A 26,095-nucleotide genomic window follows, 5' to 3' on the forward strand; every position below is an offset into this window, starting at 1 on the left:
CCAGATGATCATGCCGCCCGTCTGGCAAAGATCTTTCTCTGAACCTCAAGGTAACGGCGCAGGTCGACAACGCTATCGTCCTCGGAATCGGCCGCGTCTCCTAGAACCTCGTCCAGGTCTATGGAGTTCGCCTCGGCAAATTTTCGCGTGTAATCGCCTATGAGGTTGACCAGCGTTTTCCACTGCTCGACCGAGAGATCAACGGTGATAACCCCGTCGACGGAATAGACTTGCACCGCATCCAGGTCGGAAATGAGCTGGCTGACGACGCCGATGTCAAGTCGTCCTTCGCGAGCTGCTTCCAGGTAAGCGCGCAACGAGGCGTTGAAGTTCTTGAGGCAGTCGGGGACTACACGCTTGCGCTTCCTTGCGGCGATCAGCGCGGCGCCTCCAACGACTGCCACTCCCGCGGCGGTGACCCCGACGATGACCCACGGGTTTCGTAGCCCGCCTCTGAGACTCGCTACAGCCCGCTCTGCTTGGTTCTTTACCGGGCCGGCGACCTCATCCAGGTGCTTGAAGACTTGTCCCGTGGCGGCATCTCGAACCACGCTGCCGATGCGGAACAATTCTCCCGTGGCTATTCGAGTCTGGATCTCCGGCGGTATGTAAAGGTTGACCTGCTCGATCACCTGATCGATCACTGCTCGTCCTCCGCCGCAGACTCCTGGTTCCTGGCATCCAGGTCGGCTTGATTGTAGAGGTTCGTGATGGCTCAGTGGCTGTCTTGGCGTCCGGCGTACACCTGGTTGTTCAGGCGGCCAGCATCGATGAGTACTACGCCTGCCAGCCGGGGCCGATGTTCGAGAGGCACCTCGTCACCAACCTCAAAGTGCCGCCGCACGTCGTCCGGTGGGGTAGACCCTCCATATCTGTCGTGTGACTCCAGCGCAGCTTGACCTGCTGTGGCGAACAACCGTCTCACTGCCGTAGCCACGTTTGCTGTTCCGGATTGGCAGACGAGCTGGTACCAGGGCCAGGCATCAGACAGCACCTTATCCGAGCGCAGGGTGTGGCCAGCGCGAACGTGCGTGAGCGCGGCGGAAACGGGCAGTAGAGCGCATCCCCACTGAGAATGATCTAGATGTCCGTGTGGGCATGCTCGGTTGTTTCCGATGGCAGGGAGACTTTCCGGCTGGCGGTCGCTATAGAGGCAGTACAGCCCGGGGATGTTCTCCTTGCGGCAGGAATCTGCGAAGACTTCTATTTGTAGCTGACCTGGATGGCGAGCAGCTGCACGCTGGTCCAGCGCAAACCGATCGGAGTCCGGGCTCAGCCGCTTGGCCTGCATACGGAACCCGAAATAGCTGCCGTGATGGTGCACCCACCACTCCCAATCCGCGCCGGTGTCTGCTTCGCGATGGGAACCGAACCGTTCCACCCGGACCCGTCTGGGATGGGTGAGAGCGAGGTGCAACAGGAGGTTGTCGGTGAAGGTGGTCTCGCCCGGTACCAAGCGGACTGACCGACCGCGGTCGTACATTGTGGCGACGTTGTTGGCCAGCGCGCGGAACGTCGGGCAGAGAGTCGTATCTGCTACAGGCCCGGGGGCGGCGTGCGTACGCCGGTAGTCCTCCAAGCCGTCGCTGGTCAGCGACCAAATTCCCCTACCAAACCTGTCCGGTGGATAGAGGGCACCGTCGTCGACCAGCGCGCGACGCGCTACGGACATCTGGTTGCGCCATGCCAGCTCGCCGCCCCTGCTGGACAGCTGCGCGAGGTCTTCACTGGTGAAGCATGTGCTGTACAGCCTTTCGATCTCCTTCAAGACGACGGGCCGCGAGGCTTTGCCTCCAAGGTTTCCCAAGGCATGTACGAGCCACCTGCCGAGCTGGCGAGTGCCGGTCGCTGCCACTGAGGTCGCCTCCTAACGCGCTATCGATCACGCTGCTTCAGCCCGTGTCGGCTGTCAACACCAGCCACGACGGGGGTGTTCTGCCGGCGGGGGTAGTACGGCCGAAGTTCAGGCGGCGGCGTGGACATCAAGAAGTCCCTGGTCGAGACGCTCCAGGACGTCGAAGAGCCCTGGATGCAGGGCAAGGTCGAGGCGTGGGCAGCGCCGAATTCACTGGCACTTCGCCGATGCAGTCGAAGCATTGCGTCCGACGTGGACGTCCGTAAGACTGGCGGGGGATGATCGTCATTCTGTGGTCGATAGATGACCGACCGTGATGGTGGCGTGCGAGTGAGGTCTGTTCTGTGGGTGGCTTCACCTCCGGCGTGAGCGAGTGGCTCGGCCTGATCTCCGGGCTGCTGGCGGTGGTCGCCGCTGTCCTGGGGTTGCCGCCCCTGATCGTGCGTCTCCGCGAAGCTGGCAGGAACCGGTCAGGAAAGCCGAAGGTGCTGCTGCCGTCTCGTACCCAACTCGTCGACCGCGGCAATGAGGTGGCTCAGGCGTTGCAGCATCTCGACCGAGGCGAGTACCTGGTTTCCATCGAGGGCAGCATTGGTGTCGGCAAGAGCGCGCTGGCCACGGAGGTGGCGCATCGGCTTGCCGAGCGCCGGCCGGCGCGGAAGCCGGGCCACGGGTTCACGTCGCTGGTCTGGTTCGACGCTCATAACAGCGTGCTGAGTCTCGCGGACCTTGCCCGCACGCTTGGACTCGCCACCGGAAGTCCGGCACTGTCAGCGGCTCCCGCCGAGCACAAGGCCGAGGCGCTACGTGCACACCTGGCTGACCATCCGGCTGTCCTGGTTGTCGACAACCTGCGGCTGACCGCTGCCGATGCGCAGCATCTGATCGACTTCCTCAGGACCCTGCCGAGCGGCTCGCTGGCCATCGTTAGCGCCAACACTCCTGGTCGGCTGCCGGCGCCGCGGGTGCTGCTGCAAGAGCTTCAGTTGCAGTACATGCAGGAGCTGCTACTTCGGGAGGCCCGGCGCCGTAGCGTTCCGGAGATCGTCGGAGCTGATGCTGCCACGTTCGAGCGTATCCATCGGTTGCTCGGCGGTAATCCGAGGGCGATTGAGCTGTTCGTGCTGGCCTGTTCTCGAGACGGCCGGAGTCTTTCGGACCGGCTTGGTCAGCTTGAGAGCGGGTCGACGCAGTTGGCTGACGCGCTATTCAGCGTGGTGTGGCAGGAAGTGAACGACATGGGGCGCAGCCTGCTGCGTGTGTGCGCTTACCTGGGCGGCAGCGCCGACGCTGAGCAGTTGCGAGTGGCGCTCACGGTCCCGGCGGCCGACGTGGGCGTCCTCGTCGAGCGGCTGTGGTCCGATGGGCTGCTCTCGTCGCGCCAGCAGCACGGCGTGACGGTGTACACATGCTCGGCTGCGCTGCGGCTATTCGTGCTCAACCACACAGCGTCCGGCGAGACTGTGTCATTCGCGGGAAGGCTGGCGGAGCACTTCATCGCCCGCTTCAGCCAGGACTGGGAGGACGCCGCCGGCGCCGGCGCGCACATCGAGGCGATACGGCTGCTCGTCCGCGACCTTCACCGGCATGAGGCGTACGAGCAGTGCGTGAAGCTGTTCGAGGTCACGCTCGACATCTTCTTCACGTTGGGTCTGTTCGACGACCGTATCGAACTCGGCTGGGTCGCGTACGAGGCAGCGACGGCGCTGGGGAACGATGAGCAGCGTTCGCTGGCCTTGTCAGTGATCTCATCTACGCACGCGGTGCGCGGTGAGGCTGAGGAGGCGGCTCGCACAGCCCAGCTGGGGCTCGGTATCGCCCGGGACGCCGGCTCGGCACGGGAGATCGCCCGACAGCTCCGGTGCGTCGGCTTCGCACTGTTCCGAGCCGGCCAAGCGGCCGAAGCCCTCGCCGTGGTCAAGAACCCTCAGGAAGATGCCGAGGAGATCGCCCGGGCAGCTGGCGACCCGAACAACATGATCGACATACAGTCGCTGGTCGGAGCCGCCTACTGGCATCTGGGCGAGCTGGATTCGTGTGAGCAGACGGTGCGCCGGTTCCTGGAAGCCTGTGAGCAGTTGCCCTGGGAGCGGGGCAAGGCATACGCGATCAGGGATCTGGCGGAGGTGAGTCTGATGCGGCGGGCATTCGCGGACTCGGGTCTGCTGCTTCGTCAGGCGCGGCAGATCGCTGAGGAATACCGCGACGTCCGTCAGCTGGTCCGCATCGACCTGACCGATGCTCGGCTGAACCTCTTCCGGGGGCGCCTGCTCAGAGCACACGGGCACGCGCGTAAGGCCGCTGCAGACGCACGGCAGCTGTCGCTGTCTGGCGAGCAGTCCGAAGCGGAGGCCACCTCGCGCTATGCGACCCGAGCGCTGTTCATGCCGTGGCTGTGGCTGGCCGCGTACCGGCGTCCGAGAATCAGGTTCACCAGCCAGACGGTCGGCGGCGACTGATTGCCCGCGCCACCGAGAGACGAGGAGCAGGTTTTCATGATCCAGCAGACACGTCACCGGATCGGTGTGGGCAATGACGAGCTCGCTGCCGTCGTCGCGACACCGACCACCGGGTCGCCGCAACGCATGGTCATGATGCTGCACGGCGGACCGGGTGGGCAGAAGGACGGGCCGGCCGACCTCTACGTCGACCTTGCCGCGCATCTCGGCGCTGCCGGGATCGCTTCCGTGCGCTTCGACTTTCGTGGTTGCGGCGAAAGCACCGGCAGCTACCGGAATATGACCATCGCCCGGCAGGTCGAGGACCTGCGAGCGGTCCGCAGCTTCGTCGATGGCAGGTATCAGCCGACTGCCTGGGCGCTGATAGGGGAGAGCTTCGGCGCCACCGTCGGCCTAGCTGGCTTCGACCCGGCATACCGGGCGGTCGTGCTGCTGTGGCCGGCCATCTGGCTGCTCGACGGCGCGTTCGAGTCCTACGTGAGCGAGGACAACCTCAGCGCGGCACGGCGCGACGGTTATGTGGATCTCGACGGCGAGCAGATCGGCGTGGCGTTCCTCGACGAGCTGCAGGACGTGCAGGACGTCAGCTCACCGCTGCGCGGCTTGTCCACCCCGGTGCTCTTGGTTCACGGAGAAGCCGACGGCGAGGTGCCATTCGGGCAGAGCGTACGCGCGGCCGACCTGGTCTCAGGACCGCACAAGGTAGTCGGGGTGCCCGACGGCGATCACTGCCTCGAAGAACCGCAGGAACGGGACATCGTGTACCGCGAGACGGTGACATGGCTCCGCGAATACCTGTAAGTATCGGCGCACTATTTCTCGCGCCGACCACCTACCGGCACCTGCCGACGATCGGCTGGGCGGCGCACGGCGAGATGCAGGCCGAGCTGCGCTGGCAGCTCGACCACCACTTCGACAGCAAGACCATCGTGATTGCCGACCGGCGACTCGGCAACCCTGCCGCCGCCCGCCGCGCCATCGACGATGCCAGGAAGGCTCTCGGCGGGCAGGATGTGCTGCTGGTCTGCCTGGCGGGCCACGCTGTCACGTTCACCCGTCGCGACGGCGATATCACCGCGTTGGCGCTGCCCGGCTCCGTTCCGGGACGCCCCAACAGCATGCTTCGGATCGATGAGCTGTCGGCGGTCGTTCTTCCAGAAGCGGGAAAGCCGGTCATCGTCTGCGCAGACCTCGTCTCCGCTCGCGACACGGTGGGCGCCGTCGCCCCCGCGTTTGCGGGCGCCTTCGTGCTCGCATCGCCATCCGCCGCGGATACGACGCCCGAGAGCACCTGCCACGATGGCCTCGCTGCGGTCCTCGGCGACCTCGCAGCCTCGGGAACCCAGCAGGCAGTGCCGCACCTGCTGGACCTCGCCCGGCAACGCGTCGTCGCCGCAGGCGGGAGCCCTCACCTCGCCGTCAGCGCGAGCCAGGCTGCGATCACGTCCCGATACGTCAGCGAGCAACTGCCCGATTACGTCCGCGAGGATCTCACATCGCCCGACCCGGGTTCCCGCCTCGACGCGGTCACCGAACTCGCCGCGCTGGCCGCATCTACCCCGTTCGCACGTGCCAGCCTCCTGCGGCTGGCGGCCAGCGACCGCGCCGAGGCCGTCCGCAGCTATGCCGACACGATGTCACGGCAAGACCGGCAGCCGTCGCTGCGTCAGTTGCTGGCCGACGGCGTCATCCCACGCGAGGTCCACGAAGCAGCGCTGAAGGAACCGGCGGTACCCGACCTGCTGCCCCACACCGGCGGCGAGGTGATCCTCGGCGTCGACGCACCGCACGGACAGGACGACTGCCGCCCACGACACACAGTTCGCCTACAGCCGTACCGGCTGGCCCGCACCGTAGTGACCAACCGCCAATATCTTGCCTTCCTCGCAGCCGAGGGCGGCCCCTGCCCCGACCACTGGCAGGCCCACGACTCGCTGTGGCGGGACGACCTTCCCGTGGTCATGGTGTCCTGGCTCGACGCGTTGCGCTACTGCGCCTGGCTGACCCGCCACCTGCATCACACCAGGGCGCTGGCTCCGGACCAGCGCATCGTCCTGCCCAGCGAAGCGCAGTGGGAGGCATCCGCAGGCAACGACCGAGGCGGGCGACACCCCTGGGGAGACGTACCCGATCCACGTCGGGCCAACATCCGCGCCACCGGCATCGGCACGGTCGTCGCCCCCGGCCAGTTCTCCCCGGACGGCGACAACGAGGCCGGCTGCCAGGATCTGATCGGCAACGTCTGGGAATGGACCCGCAGCCTCTGGGGGCACAGCGGACACCAACCGACATTCGGCTATCCCTATCGCCACGACGACGGACGCGAGATGGCCAGCACCCGACCGGGGGAGCGATACGTCATCCGCGGCGGAGCCTTCTACTACGCCACCGAGTGCGCGAACTCGTTCACCCGCAACCGCATGCTCGCCACCGATCGCCACCCCGCGGGCGGGTTCAGGGTGGCGTCCACCAACGCCAGGGAGACGACGTCGTGAGCGGCCAGGCGCATTGGGATGAGGAGCTGACCGTCCTCGGACCGGGCATCTCCGAGGCGGTCCGGTGGGCAGGTCTCGCCGTCACCGAAGCGGCAGGCATGCACCTCACAGACACCAGCGGGCGCAGGATCGCCGACCTCATGGGCGCCGCCGGCGTCAACCTCCTCGGCCACTCGCATCCGGCGTATGTCGAAGCCCTGACCCGACAGATAGGCAGCTGGATGATCGGAGCGCACGCCAGCGACGCCCGCCTGGAGATGACGCGCCTGCTGCGGCACCTGCTGCCGGCTCACCTTGACCGCATACAGCTCTACAGCAGCGGCAGCGAGGCCGTCGAATCGGCCATCCGGCTGGCGAAGTCCGCGACCGGCCGCTTCGAGATCCTCTCCTTCTGGCAGTCCTTCCACGGCCGCACACTGGGCAGCCTCGCGCACACCAGCGGGGCACGCACGGGCCTCGGACCCACCGCACCCGGCAGCATCAGCGCCCCATACGCGAACTGCTCACGTTGCCCCCTGCGCCTGACCTCGCCAGCCTGCGGGTTCGCCTGCGTCGACCTCGCCCGCGACATCCTGCGTGAGCAGTCCACCGGATCCCTCGCAGCGATCCTGGTCGAACCCGTCCAAGGCCGCGCAGGCAACGTGGTGCCGCCTACGGGCTACCTCCGTGCCCTGCGCCGCCTCGCCGACGAACATGGCGCACTGCTCATCGCCGACGAGTCCATGACCGGCATGGGCCGCACGGGCACCATCCTCGCCAGCGACCAACCAGACGTACGCCCCGACGTCGTCGTACTCGGCAAGGGCCTGGGCAACGGCTACCCCGTCTCCGCCGTCTGCGCCCCGGCGGAACTCATGCAGCGAGGACCCTTCGGTGCGCCCAGCGCCAGCTCCTCCAGCTACGGCGGCTTTCCGCTGGCATGCCGTGCCGTCGCCGTCGTGGCCCAGACCGTACACAGGCAGCAGCTGGCAGACAGAGCGGGCGAGGTGGGGGCTCTCACGCTCACCCGGCTGCGCCAGGACCTCGCCGGGCTGGCGCTGGTCAGCAGCGTCCACGGTATCGGCATGGCGATCGGGATCAGCTTGAACGTCACCGGCAAGGAGCAGCTGCGCGAGGTGTTCCAGCAGCTCGTAGCCGCCGGAGTATTGGTCATGACCGGAGGGCACACCCTGCGGCTCTACCCGCCGCTAACCGCCGACGAGACCGAACTCACCGCAGCCGTGGACACCCTCGTGTCAGTGCTACAGCGCTACAAGGCCCCGACATGATCAACGTTGGTGTCATCGGATACGGGCGGGCAGGCGAAGCCCACGCCCGGTGCTACGACACCATGCCTCAGACCCGGATCGTAGCCATCCTCGACCCCACGCCAAGACGGCGCGACGCCGCACGAGCCCGCTTCCCGCACGCCGCCGTCGCAGCCACTCTCGACGACATCGACGTAAATATCGACCTGGCGCTGATTTGCACGCCGCCGACCAGCCACGAGGCATACACCAAGCAGGCGCTCATGCGCGACGCCCACGTGTTCTGTGAGAAGCCCACTTTCCTCGACCCCGGCAACGGAGCGAAGTTGATCGCGCTTGCCCGGCAACGTAACAGGATCATCTACCCCGGCCACAACTACGTGCACTCGCCGCTGCTACAGCGTCTCCGCGAACTCGGCGCTCCCGAACGAATCGGACCCCTGCAGCGCCTCGACATGAGAATCGAACGCCCCACGTCGGCAAGCGGATCTCCGGACTGGAACCCGTCGTGGCGCCGCAACCCCGCAGTCTCCGGGGGAGGTGTCCTTGTCGATCACGGCCCGCACTGTGTGTACCTTGCCGAATGGCTGACCGGGATGCATGTCCACCTGGTCGGCTGCACGATGGGATACAACACCCTGGGGGTAGAGGACCACGTCGAGTTGGTGTTCGACATGAGCGGCATGATCGAAGCCCACATCCTGCTCTCATGGCGAGCCCCGCGCCGGAGGAACACCTACAGCCTCACCGGCACACACGGCACGGTCGTCCTGAACGACGACACCCTCGTCGAGGACAGCCCCGCCGGGCGGCGAACCTGGCGACTGACCGAGATGCCAGAGAGTCGCCACACCCACAACGACTGGCTACCCGCCCTCGCCGATGATGTACTCCGCCAGGTGGCCTCGCCTGCTATGGAAGCAGAGCTGGCGCGACCCGCACTCGTTGTCGCACATGCGATCACAGCCGCCTATGCATCAGCCGCTCAGGGTGGCCTGCCGTACCGCCTGCCGGGCGCACTCAGCTGACTCCTTTCATCCGGACGGGTGAGGTTCCAGCGAAGATGGGGATGGTCTCAAGCGCCGCCCTCGAAGCATCCCGCTTCCCGCAACACAACAGGCGCTGGGCAGCTTGCCCTATCCCCAGTGCTCTGCCTGATATTTGATGAGGTCGTCGCCGTGAAGCTGTTTGGTCGCGTTGCCGACGCGGACCCAGAAATCCGACGCGTCGGCGTCGTGTTCGCCGCATGGGCAGTTGGGTGCGAAGGTTATGGGTCGGTGATCGTTTGCATTCGCTCGATAGGCGCCCGCGTCGAGATACCGGGCGCCCGGCTCACTGTCGGCACCTACCGGAACCGCATGACGCCGCCCGGGGTGATTGACCCTTGGACGCAGCCGTCGCCAGCGACATCGAGCCCGGCCTACGCTTTCGGCGAGGTGGGCGCCGGCCTCGGAGTGCAGCCACAGATCACGCGACGCCCAATCGCCACGCCAGCCGCAGCGGGCCGCCATCACCGGCCAACCACATCTGCTCGCCGTCGCCGCGGGCAGCGCCAGCAGGTCGCCGCCGATTGGTGCGTCATGGCCTCGGCTTTGAAAGTCCGTACCCGTGGGCGGTTGCCGGGCAACGGTAACGTCGTAGCGGCGCGAGACCTGCCGACGCTTCCGCGGTCCGCGGCAGGCGGCAGGCGGCAAGGCGAAACGTGGACACGACAACTGGAGGTAGTTGGTGCCGATACTCGTCTACGAGGGAGAAGAGTCGAACCTCAAGGTGCTGGCCGACGATCTGGCCGCCCACCCTGATCTGGCCGGCGTCTGCACTGTCACGATCAATTCGGCCGATGCGTCTGGTCAGGGCGTGCTTCGTCACGGGGCCTTGGCGGAAATCGCCATCACCATCGCGTCCGGCGTCGTGACCTCCGCCGTCTACGACACGATCCGCCTGCTGGCCGACCGTGCCCGCGATCGTGGCAAGGTGGTCGAGAAGACCGACCGGCCAGACGACGAACAGGACAGGTAGCGCCAGCATTGAGTCGTCTCCGGTCGCCCTTCGGGGCGGAGCTGAACCTGCGAAGCCAGCTGCTGTTCCTAGACTCCCCACCCGGGCAGCCTCGGGACCCCGTGACAGCCGCTCTGTCTTGGCACTACCGCTACCTGCACGAGAGCAGCCACTGGGCGCGATACCACGGATCCTCCATCGGGGTGCTGCTGACATTGCTGCGGCGCACCCGTGACTCACTCGCCACATACCTGCTGAGCCAACTGAGTCCGGCGGAGCAGGCCGCGGCCGCGGCGGCCCGTGCGGGCGGCGAGCCTCTGCTCTCGCTCCAGGGCGGTGCCCTCGCCGGGACGGACCTTGACTCGCTCAGCCAGGACTGGATCGACCTGCTGTGCACGTACCAAATGCTGATCGACCCTGGCCCATCCGTCGTGGAAACGATGACGCGAGAGGGCATGGCTCGAGCGCTCACCGTCACCTGGCAACAGTCCGCCGGCGAAGGAATGTTTCCCGGCACCGTGCCGGACGTGATCGTGACCGGGCCGGGGACGTGCGTTCATGTCGATGGTGCGCTTTTGACCACGCGGCTCCTGTTCGAATGCGCCGCGGTCCTCGATGAGCTCTACCCTCAGGCGCTGGGCGCCCTGCGCCCCTTCACTGATCCGTCGCTGATGCGGATGCTCGGCCATACCCTGACCGGCGAGTACGGCATTCCTTACCGACTGGCAGAACGGCTCGCGGGCAGGTACATCGGCCCCGACGTCGTCCACGCGCTCATCGATTTCGCCCTCAACCCGGTCGTGCCTGGCCTCCACCCCGGGGGTTCCGTCGTCAAGTGGGCAGAACTCGACCCACCTACGCGCTTCCTGCACGCCGCGAGGACACTGTCTCGTCGGCCGGTGGAGCTGGAGTCCGTGCCGGCGACAGCAGCGACGGTAGCTTCCTGTCACGAGCGGTGGGAAGCCGAGACGGGCCTGCGGATCGGGCGAGTCGTCGCCGACCTGACTGATCTATCGACGTTGCGGGAGGCGGCGCGACGGCCAGCGCATCCGATCGAGGCTCTTCCGAACGCCACCCTGGTCTATGCCGCGCGGCTGCATCAGGAACGTGCCGAGACGTTGCACACGATCTCGCACTTCGGCCTGAACTTCGTCGGTGAGGGCGCTCTGCGTTTCGTCAACCCGGACTCATTTGGTCATGAGGGCAACTGGTGGTTGTTCCCGCCGTTGCGCGTGATCGAGGATGAGTACTGCTGGCCCTCGGAGCGGATGGACCAGGACGACGCAACCAACCTTTTGGTCGGGGCGGCCGTGTCCGCCGCGCTCGACGACGTGCTGTACGGCGTCGGCCCACTGCACATCGGACACCTGCCACTGGCTGTCCTCCGAAGCCCCGGTGAGCTGGCGGGGCTCAACAACATTCTGCGTTCGATCATCCGGATGAACATCGGATGGGACAGGCCGCAGTGACAGTTGGCCTGGCCTGCCGTCGGATAGCGGGGCAGCGGCAGCTGCACCCTCTGCTGCGCCAGATGGTCCCGCAGCGACCAGATCCCGCGAGGGATAGCCGTCTCCGGACACCGGGACGGTGAAGAGCCGCCCATCCTGACACTTGCTGCGTCGGCGGCGGATCAGAAGCGCGTTGTGCTACCCGACGCCGCGAGTGACTTGCCGCGCTTCTCCGGGCGGGTGGTCGAGGCCAGCCGAAACCCTATCCTCCTAGGACGCTTTGGGGATTGGGTGACCAGCCGCTCGAGTTCGTCGGCTGAGAGCAGTTTTATCGTTTTCATGGTGCCCGAGCAGGTACGCGATGGTGTGTCGTTGCTCCAGCTCGGACGGGGCTCCCGGTAGGACTGCATCGGCTCAGACGCCACTGCCCGGAATGGGAGCGCTGATCGTCATTCTCCAGACCGTCAGGCGCGGTGGCGGCGGGTTTTCTCGATGACGTCGCGGCCGTCGGGGCTCTGCTTGCGGGGCGGTAGTCGGCTTTGCGTAGGGCGGCCATAGTGTCGGCCGTGGTGGCTTGAATCGCCAGCACGGTCGGGGCGAGCAGACGCAGGTTGAGCTTGTCCAGCCGGTTGTCGGCGCAGATCTGCATCAGCAGCGCGGTGTCGTCGCTGACCAGGGTGCTGGCCACGGGTGCGACCCGTACAGATCGGTGTTGGCGGGCGACGTCGGCGAGCAGGTAGCCCAGCGGTTGCGGCTGTCCGCCTTCGGCGATCTTCGTCAGGGCCTTCGTTAAGCGGTGCTCGGTCCAGCCTGCGTCTTAGGCGCCGCGTACCGTAGCTGGGCTGAAGCGCCATGTCTTGGCTGGTGCGGGAGACGTCCAGTGCGAGGAGCCCCTGATAGCGTCCGTCTCCGCGAACGTCACGTCGGCTCGCCGCATAGGCAATCACCTGGAAAGCAGCCAGCCCTGTTCCTGGGCGCGGACAATCGCCTCGATCCGCGTACGGGCGCCGAGCCGTCGATACAGGGTCTGCAATAGGCGGTACATCGCGCGCTCGGAGTAGCCGGCCAGTCGGGCCAGTTCGGCGACCGTCATTCCGGCCGCGAGGTGACGTAGCCAGGTCAGCTGATCCGCCGTGACTACGGGGTTGCCCTCCGCTCCCGCGAGTGCGGCGGCCACTGCGGCGGGTACGACCGTTTGCCCGTCGATCGTCGCCTCCACGGTCCGTCGAAGTGCAGCCGCAGAGACCTCGCGGTGCAGCACCGACCGCGCCCCGGCGCGTACCGCACGCGCGCCCAGGCCTGCCGACTCCTCGCTCAATACTGCGATGACGCTGCGTTCCGGAGCGTCTTGCCTTACCCGTCCGAGTAGGTTCCAGTCCGTCGCGTTGGCCAGTGTCAGCAGCATCAGGCCGGCATGGCTCTGACGGGCCCAGGCCAGCGGGTCCGTCGGGATGCCGACCTGGTATCCGGCTGCGGAAAGCACGGCGATAACCCCGTGCCGGTACATCGGCAGGGGGTCGATCACCGCGAGATCCATGGCGACGAGGGTAGGGAGCGCGGCGTGGTACCGGCGCAGACCCGGCGGGAACCCGCCGCAACATGTCGTGGTTCTGCCCGGTCCCTCGGCCCTAGCGTTGAAGGATGGTCGTCGACAACGACCTCGGGCTCGGGTCGTTTCTCCCGATCACCGAGGAGGACCGGGAGATCATCCGGCAGGCGAAGATGCTCAACATCCGGGTCACGCTGCAAGAGCGAAATGAAATCTTGTCGGTCGCCCGAGAGCTCAGGGAGTGGCAGCACCTGCCCGACGGGGATTTCGACCAGCGGGTTTTCGACGAGGTCGCAGTCCGGAGGTATCCGCGGTCCGCGCCGTCGCTCTTGGACGTCCGGGTGGTCATGGCCGCCCTCCGCGCCGGTCACCTCTCGTAGCGACGGTCACCTGCAGAATGCCGGCGTGGAGAGGAGTTCCGGCAGGCGATCCAGACCCTCATGATGGCACTATGGTGCGGCTAGTCAGACCTCGATCACTTTGGGTGGCCGTGGCGGCGCTCGTCTCGGGAACGGTCCTGATGGTCGGCGACGTGCCGCGATGGTGGGGCCTGCTTAGCGACGATCAGGACAACGGGCTTCTGCGGGCAATCGACCGCGGTGACAAGTTCGCCAGTATCCTGTCTTTATTGGTCGGGATCGCCGCCCTGCGGGTGGCGATCTCACAGCGTCGCCAAGACGGTCGGGGGACCGGTTCCACCTCGAGGGCTGCCGAGCAAGCCCGGCAGGTGCTCGGATTCTTCGTGGACCGTCGCGGCGAGCGCTTCAGGCTCCGGTGGGCGTTGCGTGACCCGCGTTCGCGGCTGATCGTGGTGCACGGCCCGGCCGGCGTCGGCAAGACCGAGCTTGTCCGGCGCGTCCTGGCCAACGTAAGAATCGACCACCGATGGTACTTGGTGACCCCGGCCTTTTCTCCGACCGTGGACACCCTGTTGCGCGCCCTGAAGACGGGCGGGGTGGATGCCGAGGCCGAGCTACCACTGGATAGTTCGCCGCTCGGGCAATTGGAGGCCATCTTGCGCGGCAGGACGAGGAAGCCGTCCATCATCGTGCTTGACTCGGTCGAACGATTGCTCGATGACGACCACAAGTTGACCGACCTTGCCCTCGACGAAGCGCTCGACTTGATTGCCACTGGTCCGCGGCACGGCGTCAAGGTCATGTTGATCTCCAGCGTCGTCCCGATGGCGGGGGCAGGCGGGACCTGGGTCGACGCAGCCTGCCGGGTCGCGGTGGATGGCCTACCGCTTGACTACTTCCGCACGTTCGTCGAGAGGAGCGCAGGTGGCCGCGCCGGCCTGCTGTCCTCGCTCGACGACCGTCGGCTGGATGAAGTTCGCAGGGATCTCGGCGGCAGACCGCGCCTCGCCCAGCTGTTCGACGCGGTCCTGGAGTCGGACCAGGGCACGACGCCGCTCGACTTGGCCGGCGAAGTGCATGGCTGGGCTGCTCGGACCGGCGTGGACGGTGTCGGTGACCGTCTGCGGAGCCGGATGACCACGGCCTTCCGCTCCGACCGTCGGCAGGTTTACCGGGCCGTCGCCGCGTTCGCTACTCCGGTCGACGCCAAGGTGGTCACGGCTTTGGCCAACGAATTTCGCCCACCCGACGACCATCTCGAAATGGGCTTCGTCCGCAGCGAGTTGATTGAGCTGAGTCGACATGCTATCCACACTGACCGTCAGCAGCAGACGTTCTTCCTAGAGCCGGCCGAGGCGAGCCGGGTGCTGGTCTGGCGGGAAAAGATTGCCCGGGAGAGCATGGCTGCTGATCGGCGGCTGCTGATCGGTGCTGCCTGGCGGCTGCGGGCACGACGCCAGGCCGACCATCATGGGGACTGGGCCAATTCCCCGTCGTATCTGGCCGAGGTTGACGCCTGGCTGCGTGCCGACCGGGTAGACGGGGCCTTAAGGTCGATCGAGGATATAGAAGCCAAGGTCACAGATGGCAGTCCCCTTATGCTATTTCGGCGGCCACGGCGGCTGATTGCGGAGCAGATCGAGGCCACCGAGAGGCCGGCCAACTACAACGTCCTTGGCTACCTGCACCATGCCAGCGGTCACTTCGGACGTGCGGCGGACTTCTACCGGGCCGCGTACGCGCTTGCCGGCGACGACAAGCCTGGCTGGCGAGCCAGAATTTTGATCAATCTCGCTGGCCTTGAGTGGGCCCAGGGAAGCGTGGGGCACGCGTTCACCAACTTTGAGAAGGCGCTCAAGATGGCGCCGGACGACCCTGCGGTACGTGCTGGATCACTCGCCGGGATGGCCCGGTGCCGGCGACGCGACGGCCAGTACACCCTCGCACGGCGGTACCTGGCCCAGGCGCTGCGTGCGGCCGGGCCGCATCCCGGCCGCCGGATTCCGATCGAGTTGCGCCTGGCGCGTCTGTACGTCGAGATCGAACAGTTTCGGGAAGCCGAGTCGCTGCTCGATGGCGTCCGCGACGAGACCGAGGAAGTTAAGTCGCTGCGGGCGGCCTACCTGGACGTGCAGGCAGACCTTCGGCTGGCTCAGGGCGACCACGACCAGGCGAGGCGGCTCGCGCGCGACGCAGTGTCGCTGGCCCTTCCCGCCCACGACCCAGTGGTGGCCCTCCAGGCCCGCTCGACCCTCAGCGTGGTCTACATGCACGAAGGCCGGTTCAGCCAAGCTGCCCGCGAGGCCGCGATGGCCCGGCGGTACAGCGGCACCGACGCGCTGATCGTCCTGGCCATCCAGGGTGTCGCTGTCCGCCGAGCCAACGGACCAAGCGCGGCCCGATCTGTGTTCGCCGAGCTCGTCGACCAAGCCAACCTCCGCACCGGGCTCAATGACCGCGACTTCGCCGCCTGGACCTTGACGGGGATCGCCCGATGTGCCCAGGCCCTCGACACTCCCACCGGGTCGACGAAGCCCGCGCTCGACGACTTCACCCGCGCCCGGCATCCGTATGCCGAACCGGCACCCGCACTCACCAGGCTGATGACCTTTCTTCTCGAGACCATCGCCGCCGGCGATGAAGAGCGTGCCCGGTTGAAGCCCGCAGTCGACGACCTCCGCAGTTCACTGAGCCATTCCGCGCCAGGCCAAGGTGAACGATGACTCCCTAGCGGCGTCCCGCTGAGGAGGCTCTCGTGCTAACCAGGTCCCGGGCGGTCAGCCCGGGACCCGTCAGGTAGCCCGGTTTTCGTGCGGGCGGAACAGCGCCGAAGGCGCAACCCGTGTTGGGCATCGTTCGTGTCGCGGACACATCATTTTCGTACGAAGCGTGATTCGTGTTCGCGTTTCGCGCGATCCCCGTCCCAATGGGTGGGGATTTCTGCTGTGCGGGTCAGGGCGCTCGTCGGGGCGGTGAGCGGAAAGACCACCGTGTCAGTTTCTATGGCTCAGGCGTCGTAGTAGCACAAGATGATCATGTTGTTGAGCCGCAGGTGGCCAGCGACGCTGTCTGGATCCTGGTCGCGCATCACCGGGTGGTGGCGACGCAGGCAACTGTCGTGTCGAATCCTGTCCAGGAGATGGTCCTCGGACGTAGAGGGGCTTCTGTCGTCTCGATGAGGTGGGGCGGGTGCTGGTGTTGCCGTGTCGGCATCGGGTAGCCGGCACGATCGTGGACCCAGTGGGAGTCCATGATTCGGCCGCACACGCCGCAGCAGATCACCCCGGCCAACAAATAGCAGCGGAGGACGCCGTCGGCTGAGGTCGGGGCGGTATGGATGGCCTGGACGGCGACGAAGTGTACTTCGCTGACCAGCGGAGTATGCGCGACCTCGCGGGAGATGCAGGGCCGGAGGATGTCGGAATGTGTCAGAGAGTGCTGTGATGATGACGCAGTAGGTTGCGCCCGACGGAGAGGGGAGCCATGGCGAACCCACCGCGATTGTGGTGGCAGGACATCGATCCCGTGGTGTGGCGGTGCTTCGGTCAACCGGATGATCTTGCACGGGAACGCAACACCGCGGCCCTCGCCGCCTTGGAGGAACTCGCCACCCGTGCGCCGATGTCAGCGCTGAACGACATCGAAGCGCAGATGCGCGAAGTTGGTTTCCTCGACGTGATCACCGACCGGGACCTCCGCGACGTCCTCGACTACCTGACCAGCGCGCATCTGGTGGAGCCGTTCCGCGACTATGCCGCACTGAATTCCGGCTTGGACGCGGTGATGCGGCGCCAGGAGGCGTGGGCGTTGACCAAGGTTGGCCGAGCCGTGGTCGGTGCCGTGCGCTCAGCCGTCGTGGATTCTCGGCGAGCCTTGCAGTTGCCGACCCGGCTCCTCGACGGCGTGGACCGTACGCTGCGGACACTGCTGGAACACGCGGTACAGGACCCGGGACTGCTGCCCACCGATCTTGACGACGTGCGTACCCGCTTAGAGGAGATGCAGCGCGTCACGGCTGACTTCTACGCAGCCCTGGCGCAGATGGTGCAGTCCGACGTGACCGACGACCTGATCTTCGGCGAGAACCGCGACCGGGTCGTCGAGGCGTTACGTCAATTCCCGCGCGAGTCCGAACGCGCGCTGCGCCGAGTGGAGTCGACCCTGGCCGAACTCGCCGCCGCAGGGCCAAGGCTTCTGGTGGAGACGGCGGCGATGCACGCCGGTCTGATCGATCCCGGCGAACAGCAGCACTGGATCGACGAGCGGGCGCGCCGCCTGACGGACCTGCAGGCGTGGTTCGGCACAGACGGTTCGGTGCAACGACTGATCTCGTCCGCCGCAGGAGCGGTCCACACCCTGCTAGTCGCGATCGACCGTCGATACACTGCCTTGCGCCGGGGCTCCGACTTGGCCGCCGACTTCCGGGAACTGGCCTACAGCCTGCACGCTCAGCCCGACGACCCGCAGGCGCGGCGGGTGTATGCGGCAGCGTTCGGCCGATGGCCCTCAGTGCACGCAGCGGTCAACACCGCCGACGAGGAGGTGGCCTTCGCCACCGCCGCCGACGCGGGCATCAGCCGCCACCAGGTCGAGGTGGTGCTCCGCGAACACGAACGTAGCGGCCCGGCCGGCGGCCGGCCCCGTAAAGTCCCCGACGCCGGGGAAGCCCGGACCGCGGCGCTGCAGCGCGCGGCCGCCGAATCCGCCGCCCGGCGCAGGTTCACCGCACTGCTGCTCACCGACGGCGAGGTCCGCATGACCCACTTCTCCGGCCTGGAAACGCCGGCGCTGGACATCCTCCTGAGCGCCGTCGAAACCGCCCTGCACACCACCGACCCTGTCACCGGCTACGGCGAGGCCCAAGCCGAGGGCGCGAGCGTGGTGGTGCGCGTGCGTGTCACTCGTCCGGGAGCGACCGTGGCGGTCCGGTTCGCCGAGGGCGTGCTGTGGGCCCCCGACCTGCTGGTGAGCGTCAGCCCAGCCGACACCGGTGTCGTAGCGGCGCGGGTGGAGGGGGCGGCATGACCCAGCGGTCCCTCGACCCGGACCTCAGCGAAGCCGCGCGGCATCTCACGCTGATCTGCCGCATCACCGCCGCTGATGAACCGGTGCGCTATCGGCACGTGCTGCGCGGCCGCCGCGAACTCACCGAGTTCTTTCGCGCTGAACTGGGCTGGAGCCTGCACATCCACGATGTGTCCGGGGTGGTCCGGCTGCACAAACGCCGCGACGACGTACCCGCCGACCGCGGGCCGCATCTGCCCCGCCGGACCGGCCGCGGAGACCTCGCACCGGCCCACGTACTCGTGCTGGTGGCCCTGGTCTGCGAGCAGTTGTGGCGCCGCCCCCGCATTAGCCTGCGCGAGTTGTTGCAGTCGGTCGCTCAGGTGTGCGCCGCCGAAGCGGCGACTGGACGGCTTCCCGCGTTCCGGATCGTCGCCGCTGACGGGGTCAGCAAAAAGGAGGCGCAGGCCGCCCGCGAGAACATCGTCGACGCCATCCGGCTGCTGCAGGCCGAAGGCGAGATCACCGTCGACGCCGACCTGGAACGAGCGGTGACCGATGAGGACGCAGAAGTCTTCATCACCGCCGACCGGGACAGCCTCGCCAACAAATTCGCGTCGCTATCGCCGACCCTGCTGGCGCTCAACGACCGGCCACCCGACCAGCACGTCGAAGCGCTGACCGCGGTGTCGCTGCCCGACGCGGACCCGGTCGCCGCCGCGCAACGACGCACCGGGGTGGAGGGCCGCCGGTTGACGGCGCTACGGCGCGTTGCCGACGATCCTGCCGCAGACCCTGCTGATGATCTGAACGATGTGGGTTATCTCGCAACACTGACCGGCCGGGAGCGGGCCCTCAACGTCGCGTCAGCGTTGGGACTGGTCAGCACCGTCCGCCGCGACTGGTGGGAGATTACCGACCCGGCGGCATCAGCTACCACCGGTGCTTTCCCGCAGGGCCGGCGTATCGAACGGCAGGCGGCGCTGGCGCTGCTGGCCGTGCTGCCGGAGCACCCCGACCGGTACGTGAGCGTCGCCGACATCACCACGATGGTGGAGCGGATCCGAGCCCAGACGCCACGGTGGGCCGCCGGCTACGCCGAACGCACCACGGCCCTTGCCCACGCCGCGGCAACCGAGCTGGTCGCCGCCGGGCTGCTGCACGCCACCAGCGACGACGACCGCTGGCAGATCACGCCCGGGGTGCACCTGTGGCACGTACGCGTGCGGCACCGCGAGCGATCACGCACCCGCGCACCGGCCTCACCGGAGCCGGACAGCCTGTTCAGCATGACCACCACGGCAGGGGAGCAGCAGCAGTGAGTGTGATCCCGCACCAGGTCCGGCGCCTGCCCGAGCCGGCAGTCGAGGACGTGGCCGGTCTCGGTGTCCCGCGGGTAGTCGGCCGGTGGCAGCCCACCCGGGCCGGTGCGGTCAACTCCTGGGCCTGGACCGACGAGGTGTTCCTGTTCGCCGACGGCTGGCTGGCCCTGGCCGGCCCGAACGGATCCGGCAAATCCCTGACCGCCTCGATGCTGGTCACCATGCTCCTGGACGCCGACACCTCACAGAAAGCCCTGTCAGTCTCGGGGGAGGCCGCCGGCACCCTCATCGACCGGCACACCGACCGCACCACCACCGAGGACCGCACCGGAGCCTGGTGGCTGGAATACGGACTGCGCACCGCCGACTCAGAGGACGTGCGCTACCTGACCACCGGGCTGTGGCTGCGGTCGCAGGGCGGCAGCCTGCAACGAGCGTTCTTCCTCACGCCCGGCCGGGTCGGCATCGACGTGTACCTGCAACGCGACCGCGATCCGGTCGCCGTCGAGGACCTCGCCGCGCAACTGGCCGCCCTCGACGGCCGGCTGTTCACTTCCCACGACCGGCTCACCAGCAAGGCGAAACCGCATCTGCGCGTCGCGGACGAAGACCAGTACCGCGACGCCGTCCGCACCACGTTGTTCGCCCCGCTGGATACCGTGCAATTCGATGCGCTGCTCGGCGTTCTGCGCAGTCTGCGCAGCGTGCGCACCGCGGAGGCCATCTCCCCGAACGCCATGCGGACGGTACTGACCGAGGCCCTGCCTGCTCTGGATCCGCGGGCTTTGCAGTTCATCGCCGACACCATGGAACGCATCGCCGACCTGGAACGCCAGCTGCAACAAGCCCGGTCCGAGACCCGCCAGCTGGAGCAGGCCGAGCAGCAGTACGGGCGCTACCTCGACACGGTCACCGCAGTGGAGGCCGCGCAGCTCTCCCACGCCCAAACCGTCTTCGACGATCACGCCCGTCAGGTGCGCGCCGCCGAGGACAAGCTGAGCGAGGCCGCGCGGGCTGCAGCGGCCGTCGCCGCGCAACGGGCCGATCTGCGGACCACGATCACCGAACTGAAAGGCAAGCTCCAAGCGACCGACGCGGCCCTGCGCGACCACGCCGGCGCGGAACTGCCCCAGCTCGAAGAGCGCCTAACCGAGCTGCACAAGCTGCACGACGCGGCGCGGCAGCGACGAGACGACCTAGACGACGACGCGCAGCTGGCCGCCGCCGCAGCCGAGGAAGCGCTGGATCAGGCCGCCAGTGGGCAGCGGCATCTGAGCGAACTCGTGGCCCATCTGCTGGCCGGCGCCGCCGAGGTGGGTGCGCAGGCGTTCGTCGACCGTATCGCCGACACCAGCGACCATCTCACCAGCAGTAGGCCCGGGTCATCGGTGACGCTGACCGGTCTGGCTCAGCTGACGGGCACTCCCCAGAGCTGGGTGCAGGCCCGTCTGGACGTCTTGCAGCGCATCGACGCTGCCATGCGTGAACTCGACATAGCCCACGAGGGCCAGCGCGGCGCCGCCGCCCAGGTACGTGCCGCCGAAGCCGACCGCGACCGGTACGACCAGGCTGCCGAGCAGGCCGTGACCGCGCGCCAAACCAGAATAGTTGAACTCGGCGCCGCGGTGCAGCGGTGGGACATCTACCGCGTCGAGCTGCCCGCCGTACCCACACACCTGCTCGACACCGGCGAGAGGACCGACCCGGACGCGCTGGTGAGCTGGCTGCACCGCGCGGGCACCAGCACCCGGCAGCGGATCGCGCTCGCCGCACGCGAACAAGACGTCCTCAACGCCGGCCGCAACGTCACCGCTGCGGAGACTGCCCTGAGCGTAGTGGCCGGCAAACGCGAGAAGGCGGCAGAAGCGGCGGTCGAGGCCGAACGCGGCCTTGCCCGAGCCCAGCAGCAAGCCGTTTTCGATCACGAGGCCGCCGACGAACGCGCCCGGCAAGACCACGCCGCTCACGAGGCCGCGGTCCACGCCGCGCAGCAGATCACCACGGATGCCGAACAAGCACTCGCCGATGGCGGGGCTGCCGCCGCCGCCGCCGAGCGCACCTGGGCTCACCACGTCGCCGTATGGCGGACCTCGCTGGTCCACCTCGACTCGGCCGCCGTCGTACTGCCCGGCGACCTGGACATTGTCGACCTGCACCAGCCGGCACGAGCAGTCCAGCAGGCACATGCCACGCTCACCGCGCGGCTGCAGCGCAGCATCGCCGCCGCCGAACACGACCGCGACCAAGCCCAGCACACCGTGGACGACCTCGATGCCGAGCTGCGCAACGCCCGTCGGCAATCGCCGGTACCTGCGGCACCGCCGTGGCGTGCCGTGCGGCACCAGGACGCCTGCGTCCCGTTCTGGGCAGCGGTCGCGTTCGCATCCCAGACAGACTCAAGCCACGCCGACCGGCTGGAAGGCGCCTTACTGGTCTCCGGCCTGCTCGATGCGGCGATCACTCACGACGGGCGGCTCATCGGCGACGGTGACCTCACCCTGTCCCCCCACCATTCGGTTCCCGGTCGCAGCCTCGCCAACTTGCTGACCGCGGAACCGGACTGCGGCATCGACCCGCACCGCATCACCAGTCTGCTGCGCAGCATCACCATCGACGACCTCGACAGTGACACGACCGCCGGACGTTTGCGCGTCGGCCCGCTGATCGCGACCGCCCCGCGCGGCTACCGCGCCGCGTTCATCGGCCGCACCGCCCGTGAACGGGCCCGCCTCGCCCGGGTCACCGACCTTGAACACCAGCTCGCCGCCGCCGGTGACATGCTCGCCGGCGCGCAGCAGCATCTGCAGTCGCTGCACCAGGCGGCACAAGCCGCCCAAGCCGAGGTCGACAGCTTCCCGGCGACCGACGACATCACCCGAGCCCGCGACACCCTGGTTCAGCTACGCCTCGCGCTCGCCGCCGCCGAGCAGCGCACCACCAAAGTCGTCGCCGAGGCCGATGCCGTCATGGCCCGCGCGCTGGCCGCCGTCGCCGCTACCCGCACCACCATCGACCGCGGCGTGCTCGACGCCCGCCAACAGGTGGAATCCGCCGGTGACGCCCTGCACGCCGCTCTGGAAGCCGAGACCGCCGCCACCGGACACCTGGACACCATGCGCGCCGAACTGGCTACCGAGGTCGACCACCGTGATCAGGCCCAAGCCGCCGAAGACCGGTGCGCTCACGAAGAACATGCTTTCCCCGACCTCGACGACCTACGACAAGCCCTACGAGACGAGGACGCCGCGGATCAGGCCGCCATCGCCGCCCGAGCCCGCGTCACCGACCACGAGCGCCTGCACCGCGATGCCAGCACCCGTGTCGCACAGGCGCAGCAGGCCGTCAACACCGCGGCCACGCAACCGGACAGCACCATGCTGCCCACCAGCGCGCAACCCCTGAACCGGCACCGGCAAGCGGTCGAAAGCTTCGACCGTCAAATCAGCACCTGGTCCAGCGCCGCCCAACGCACCCTCGACCTGCTCACCACCGCTCACACCAGCGGAAAAGCGGCCGGCCGCACCGCCGCCCAGGCGCAGGCCGCCGCGACCGAGGCGGGCAACCTGCAGCAGAACGCCGTTAGCCTGCAGGCCCGCGTCGAACAAACCCGAGCCCTGTACGGCGCCGAATACACCCACCTGTTGCGTACGCGCGAGACCCTCGAAGCCGAACACGACACCCGGCAGGCCGACGACGAAGCGCTCGGCAAGCAGCACGGCAAGCACGAGGTCGCCGAAGCCGAAGCCCGCCTGACCCTGACCAACCTTGCACCACAACGAGCCGAGACCGAACAAGCCCGGACCCGATACCACCACCGGATGGGTCTGCTGGCCACCTACGGCTTCGCCGACGTCCCGGACGACATCGCGCACGAGCCCGACGGCACCCCCGCCAATATCACCGCCGCGCTGAGCTGGGCCCGCCGAATCCTGGCACAACGACAGGGAACCACCCGCCTGGACACTCTCATCGGCAACCGCGACCGCATGCTGCGCCAGCTTGAAAACACCACGCGCACCGTCAACCAGGCCCTCGCCGCGTTCGACCAGCAACTCGACATCACCACCCTGGAGAACACCGACTGGCGCCGCGTCACCCTCGCCGCCCCCAACGCCGCAGTCGGCGACGACCTGCGCCACGCCACCGCCACCCTGCGCACCACCGTCGCGGGCCTGGAAGCCGACCTCCGTCACGACATCAAAGGCATCCTCAAAACCTCGACATTCATCCAGCTGCGCCGCGACATCCAGCAACGCCGCGAAGCCGCCCAAGAGCTAGTGCGCCAGATCCGCGCCACCCTGCAGAACGTACGCACCGGGGTCGCCCGCGTTGGCGTGCAAGTCGACTGGAAAGTCCGCGAGGACGACAACGCCCGCCAGATGGTCGACCTGCTCACCGCCCCGCCCGCCGACCAGGTCTTCGAGTCGATGTACGACGTCCTGCGCCGCCGGATGGAAGAAGCCGGCGACGAAACCTGGACCGACCGCGTCGCCCACACCTTCGACTACCGCTCGTGGCACGAGTGGCACATCAGCGTCACCCACAGCAGCTTCGGCGTCGACCAGTTCAAACCCGTCAACGCCCGCTCCAACCCGCTCAAGAGCCTGTCCACCGGCGAATCACGCCTGGCCACCATGCTGCCGCTGCTCGCCGCCGCCTGGTCCATGTACTCCGGCACCACCTACCAGGGCCCCCGCCTGCTGACCATCGACGAGATCGACGCCGCCTTCGACGACAAGAACCTGCGTCAGGTCCTGGCCCTGCTGCGCACCTGGAAATTCGACGTGCTCGCCACCACCCCGTCGATCGCCCCACTGATCAAACGCGAATCCCGCGACGTCGTCATCCACGAAGTCATCACCACCGCAGGCCGTCACCGCGTCACCATCCCCTGGCTGTGGAACGGCGCCGGCGAAGCCACCCCCGTCACCCTGCCGCTACCAGCCACCCGAACCGAGAGCTGACCCACGGTGCCCACCGAATTGACCTACCTCGCCGCCGACTCCGACCTGCACCCGCTCTGGCAGGCGATCCACGACCGGCTGTGCGCCGGCACCACCCCCGAAACCCTCACCACCGTTCGCGTCACCGACATGAATCACGCCGGTCTCGCCCAATTGCGAACCTGGCTTGACACCACCACCCGGCGCCGCCGCAGAACCTCAGCCGTCACCATCACCGTCGACACCATCACCGTTCCCGTCCGCGACCTGCTCAACGTCCTCGACCTCACCCCTGACCAACTCGTCACGATCGTGGAACTCGCCATCGACGCCCCGATCATCGACCGTAGCGCCACAGCCCGCACCGCAGCCGCCCACCGCGAACAGCTCTGGCAGTACGCCGCCGGCCAGCTTCCCGGGCTTCCTCAGCTGGTCACCCGCATGCGCAGCGCCGGCCTCGGTGAAGACGACAGCGACATCCGCACCACCATCGCCGCCCTGGCCGCGGTCTTGAAACAGCTGCCCGTGACCCCGCCGAAGCCGCTGGCGAAACTGGCCCACGACACCGTCGGCGATCCGCACTACTTCGACCTGGACAGGCTCGCCGGTAGACGCCTCGTTGCCGCGATCGCCGAACACACCGGCCAAGCCGTACCAGCCCGACCCGACCTCGTACGGGCACTGCTGGCCGAATCCGGCATCGTGGCCGACCGGTTGTCGGCCACCGTGCTGCTTTTCAACGTCCACACCACCGGTGACGGTCCCATCGACCGGCGGCTACGCGACAGCAGCACCCCCGTCGCCCTCACCCTGCTCGACCTCCTGCAGGAGCCGCCAACCCTCGGCCCGCAAGTTCTCACCGTCGTCGAGAACCCGTCCGTGCTGGAGGTCGCCTACCTCAACGGCTCACCCCAGCCGCTGGCCTGCACCAGCGGACAACTTCGCGCCGTCGACCACACCCTGTTCCGCCTCGCCGTCCACCACGGCGTTCGCGTGCGATACGCCGGCGACATCGACCACGCCGGCCAGCACATCGCCGCCATCGTCGCCGATACCTACGGCGCTGAACTCATTGCTATGGACGCTGACACCGCCCAGCAAGCCCAGCAGCGGCCACCAGCCGTCGCCTCCGCACCTTCCACGCATGCCGACACACCGGCGATCTACCAGGAACACGACGTCCTGCTGCACCGCCTTCTCCAGTAGCGCCTCACCTCAGCAGCGCGATTGCGGACGCTTAACTCCTCGCTTGCGGACTCCGTGAATCAGGCCAGTCCGGCGGTATCGGTCGATGCCCAGCCAGCGTCTGCGGCGGTTGCGTGGGTCTGCTGCACCGATAGGTGACACCTGAGATGGCTTGCCCTGTGGGCGGGCTGGAAGGATGTCGCTGTGCCCAAGCCCTACCCCCGAGAGTTC

17 protein-coding genes are annotated in these 26,095 nt (G+C 67.6%); 13 read left to right on the forward strand and 4 right to left on the reverse strand.

The features are described 5' to 3' along the window. Positions 1-8: 8 nt before the first annotated feature. The gene (locus tag AB0A95_RS15640) at positions 9-644 is read right to left on the reverse strand and encodes a hypothetical protein (RefSeq protein ID WP_357556405.1); all 636 of its coding nucleotides are present in this window, start codon (positions 642-644) and stop codon (positions 9-11) included. A gap of 71 nt (positions 645-715) precedes the next feature. Next, a complete protein-coding gene (locus AB0A95_RS15645) occupies positions 716-1,768 on the reverse strand; it encodes a DUF6615 family protein (protein ID WP_357556406.1) in 1,053 nt (350 codons plus the stop codon). Between the two features lie 431 nt (positions 1,769-2,199). Between AB0A95_RS15645 and AB0A95_RS15650 the strand changes: the two genes are divergently transcribed. The 7 genes from AB0A95_RS15650 (at position 2,200) to AB0A95_RS15680 (ending at position 11,523) form a co-directional block, all read left to right on the forward strand. Further along, positions 2,200-4,314 (forward strand): ATP-binding protein, encoded by a 2,115-nt coding sequence (locus AB0A95_RS15650; RefSeq protein ID WP_357556407.1) that lies wholly within the window; start codon positions 2,200-2,202, stop codon positions 4,312-4,314. Positions 4,315-4,350: 36 nt separating this feature from the next. Next, positions 4,351-5,115: an alpha/beta fold hydrolase gene (locus AB0A95_RS15655; protein ID WP_357556408.1), complete on the forward strand. Its 765-nt coding sequence runs from the start codon at positions 4,351-4,353 to the stop codon at positions 5,113-5,115. Positions 5,116-5,189: 74 nt separating this feature from the next. Continuing rightward, a complete protein-coding gene (locus AB0A95_RS15660) occupies positions 5,190-6,809 on the forward strand; it encodes an SUMF1/EgtB/PvdO family nonheme iron enzyme (RefSeq protein WP_357556409.1) in 1,620 nt (539 codons plus the stop codon). Next, positions 6,806-8,077 (forward strand): aspartate aminotransferase family protein, encoded by a 1,272-nt coding sequence (locus AB0A95_RS15665; protein WP_357556410.1) that lies wholly within the window; start codon positions 6,806-6,808, stop codon positions 8,075-8,077. Before AB0A95_RS15660 ends, AB0A95_RS15665 begins: the two co-directional genes overlap by 4 nt. Next, positions 8,074-9,084 carry a Gfo/Idh/MocA family oxidoreductase gene (locus AB0A95_RS15670; RefSeq protein ID WP_357556411.1) on the forward strand — a complete coding sequence of 337 codons (1,011 nt, stop codon included), beginning with the start codon at positions 8,074-8,076 and terminating at the stop codon, positions 9,082-9,084. The genes AB0A95_RS15665 and AB0A95_RS15670 overlap by 4 nt, the downstream gene beginning before the upstream one ends. Positions 9,085-9,784: 700 nt before the next feature. Continuing rightward, positions 9,785-10,075: a hypothetical protein gene (locus AB0A95_RS15675; protein ID WP_357556412.1), complete on the forward strand. Its 291-nt coding sequence runs from the start codon at positions 9,785-9,787 to the stop codon at positions 10,073-10,075. Positions 10,076-10,176: 101 nt separating this feature from the next. Next, positions 10,177-11,523, forward strand: a complete 1,347-nt coding sequence (locus AB0A95_RS15680) for a hypothetical protein (protein WP_357556413.1) — start codon at positions 10,177-10,179, stop codon at positions 11,521-11,523. A gap of 316 nt (positions 11,524-11,839) precedes the next feature. Here AB0A95_RS15680 and AB0A95_RS15685 read toward each other — a convergent pair whose 3' ends face one another. Beyond that, a complete protein-coding gene (locus AB0A95_RS15685; protein ID WP_357556428.1) occupies positions 11,840-12,283 on the reverse strand; it encodes a hypothetical protein in 444 nt (147 codons plus the stop codon). Positions 12,284-12,445: 162 nt separating this feature from the next. After that, a complete protein-coding gene (locus AB0A95_RS15690) occupies positions 12,446-13,039 on the reverse strand; it encodes a DNA-binding response regulator (protein ID WP_357556414.1) in 594 nt (197 codons plus the stop codon). A gap of 104 nt (positions 13,040-13,143) precedes the next feature. On the opposite strand from AB0A95_RS15690, the gene AB0A95_RS15695 reads away from it, so the two are divergent. The 6 genes from AB0A95_RS15695 (at position 13,144) to AB0A95_RS15720 (ending at position 25,885) form a co-directional block, all read left to right on the forward strand. After that, positions 13,144-13,431: a hypothetical protein gene (locus AB0A95_RS15695; RefSeq protein WP_355577616.1), complete on the forward strand. Its 288-nt coding sequence runs from the start codon at positions 13,144-13,146 to the stop codon at positions 13,429-13,431. Between the two features lie 110 nt (positions 13,432-13,541). Beyond that, complete coding sequence (locus tag AB0A95_RS15700; RefSeq protein ID WP_357556415.1) at positions 13,542-16,133, forward strand: AAA family ATPase; 2,592 nt, start codon at positions 13,542-13,544, stop codon at positions 16,131-16,133. Between the two features lie 760 nt (positions 16,134-16,893). Further along, complete coding sequence (locus AB0A95_RS15705) at positions 16,894-18,435, forward strand: DUF2397 family protein (RefSeq protein WP_357556416.1); 1,542 nt, start codon at positions 16,894-16,896, stop codon at positions 18,433-18,435. Next, entirely contained in the window at positions 18,432-19,736 is a 1,305-nt protein-coding gene (locus AB0A95_RS15710; protein ID WP_357556417.1) for a DUF2398 family protein, read from the forward strand. The genes AB0A95_RS15705 and AB0A95_RS15710 overlap by 4 nt, the downstream gene beginning before the upstream one ends. Further along, positions 19,733-24,700: an SbcC/MukB-like Walker B domain-containing protein gene (locus tag AB0A95_RS15715; protein ID WP_357556418.1), complete on the forward strand. Its 4,968-nt coding sequence runs from the start codon at positions 19,733-19,735 to the stop codon at positions 24,698-24,700. The genes AB0A95_RS15710 and AB0A95_RS15715 overlap by 4 nt, the downstream gene beginning before the upstream one ends. Positions 24,701-24,706: 6 nt before the next feature. Further along, positions 24,707-25,885 (forward strand): TIGR02679 domain-containing protein, encoded by a 1,179-nt coding sequence (locus AB0A95_RS15720; protein WP_357556419.1) that lies wholly within the window; start codon positions 24,707-24,709, stop codon positions 25,883-25,885. Positions 25,886-26,095 lie beyond the last annotated feature (210 nt).

Origin of the sequence: Micromonospora sp. NPDC049230 (genome assembly GCF_040647875.1) — a bacterium.
In the GTDB taxonomy this organism is placed as follows: Bacteria; Actinomycetota; Actinomycetes; order Mycobacteriales; family Micromonosporaceae; genus Micromonospora.

What these genes read in the sequence shown, in the direction of transcription:
- AB0A95_RS15655 (WP_357556408.1), top strand. Translation starts at nt 4,351, where the DNA reads ATGATCCAGCAGACACGTCACCGGATCGGTGTGGGCAATGACGAGCTC.
- AB0A95_RS15660 (WP_357556409.1), top strand. Translation starts at nt 5,190, where the DNA reads ATGCAGGCCGAGCTGCGCTGGCAGCTCGACCACCACTTCGACAGCAAG.
- AB0A95_RS15670 (WP_357556411.1), top strand. Translation starts at nt 8,074, where the DNA reads ATGATCAACGTTGGTGTCATCGGATACGGGCGGGCAGGCGAAGCCCAC.
- AB0A95_RS15690 (WP_357556414.1), bottom strand. Translation starts at nt 13,039, where the DNA reads ATGGATCTCGCGGTGATCGACCCCCTGCCGATGTACCGGCACGGGGTT.
- AB0A95_RS15695 (WP_355577616.1), top strand. Translation starts at nt 13,144, where the DNA reads ATGGTCGTCGACAACGACCTCGGGCTCGGGTCGTTTCTCCCGATCACC.
- AB0A95_RS15705 (WP_357556416.1), top strand. Translation starts at nt 16,894, where the DNA reads ATGGCGAACCCACCGCGATTGTGGTGGCAGGACATCGATCCCGTGGTG.
- AB0A95_RS15710 (WP_357556417.1), top strand. Translation starts at nt 18,432, where the DNA reads ATGACCCAGCGGTCCCTCGACCCGGACCTCAGCGAAGCCGCGCGGCAT.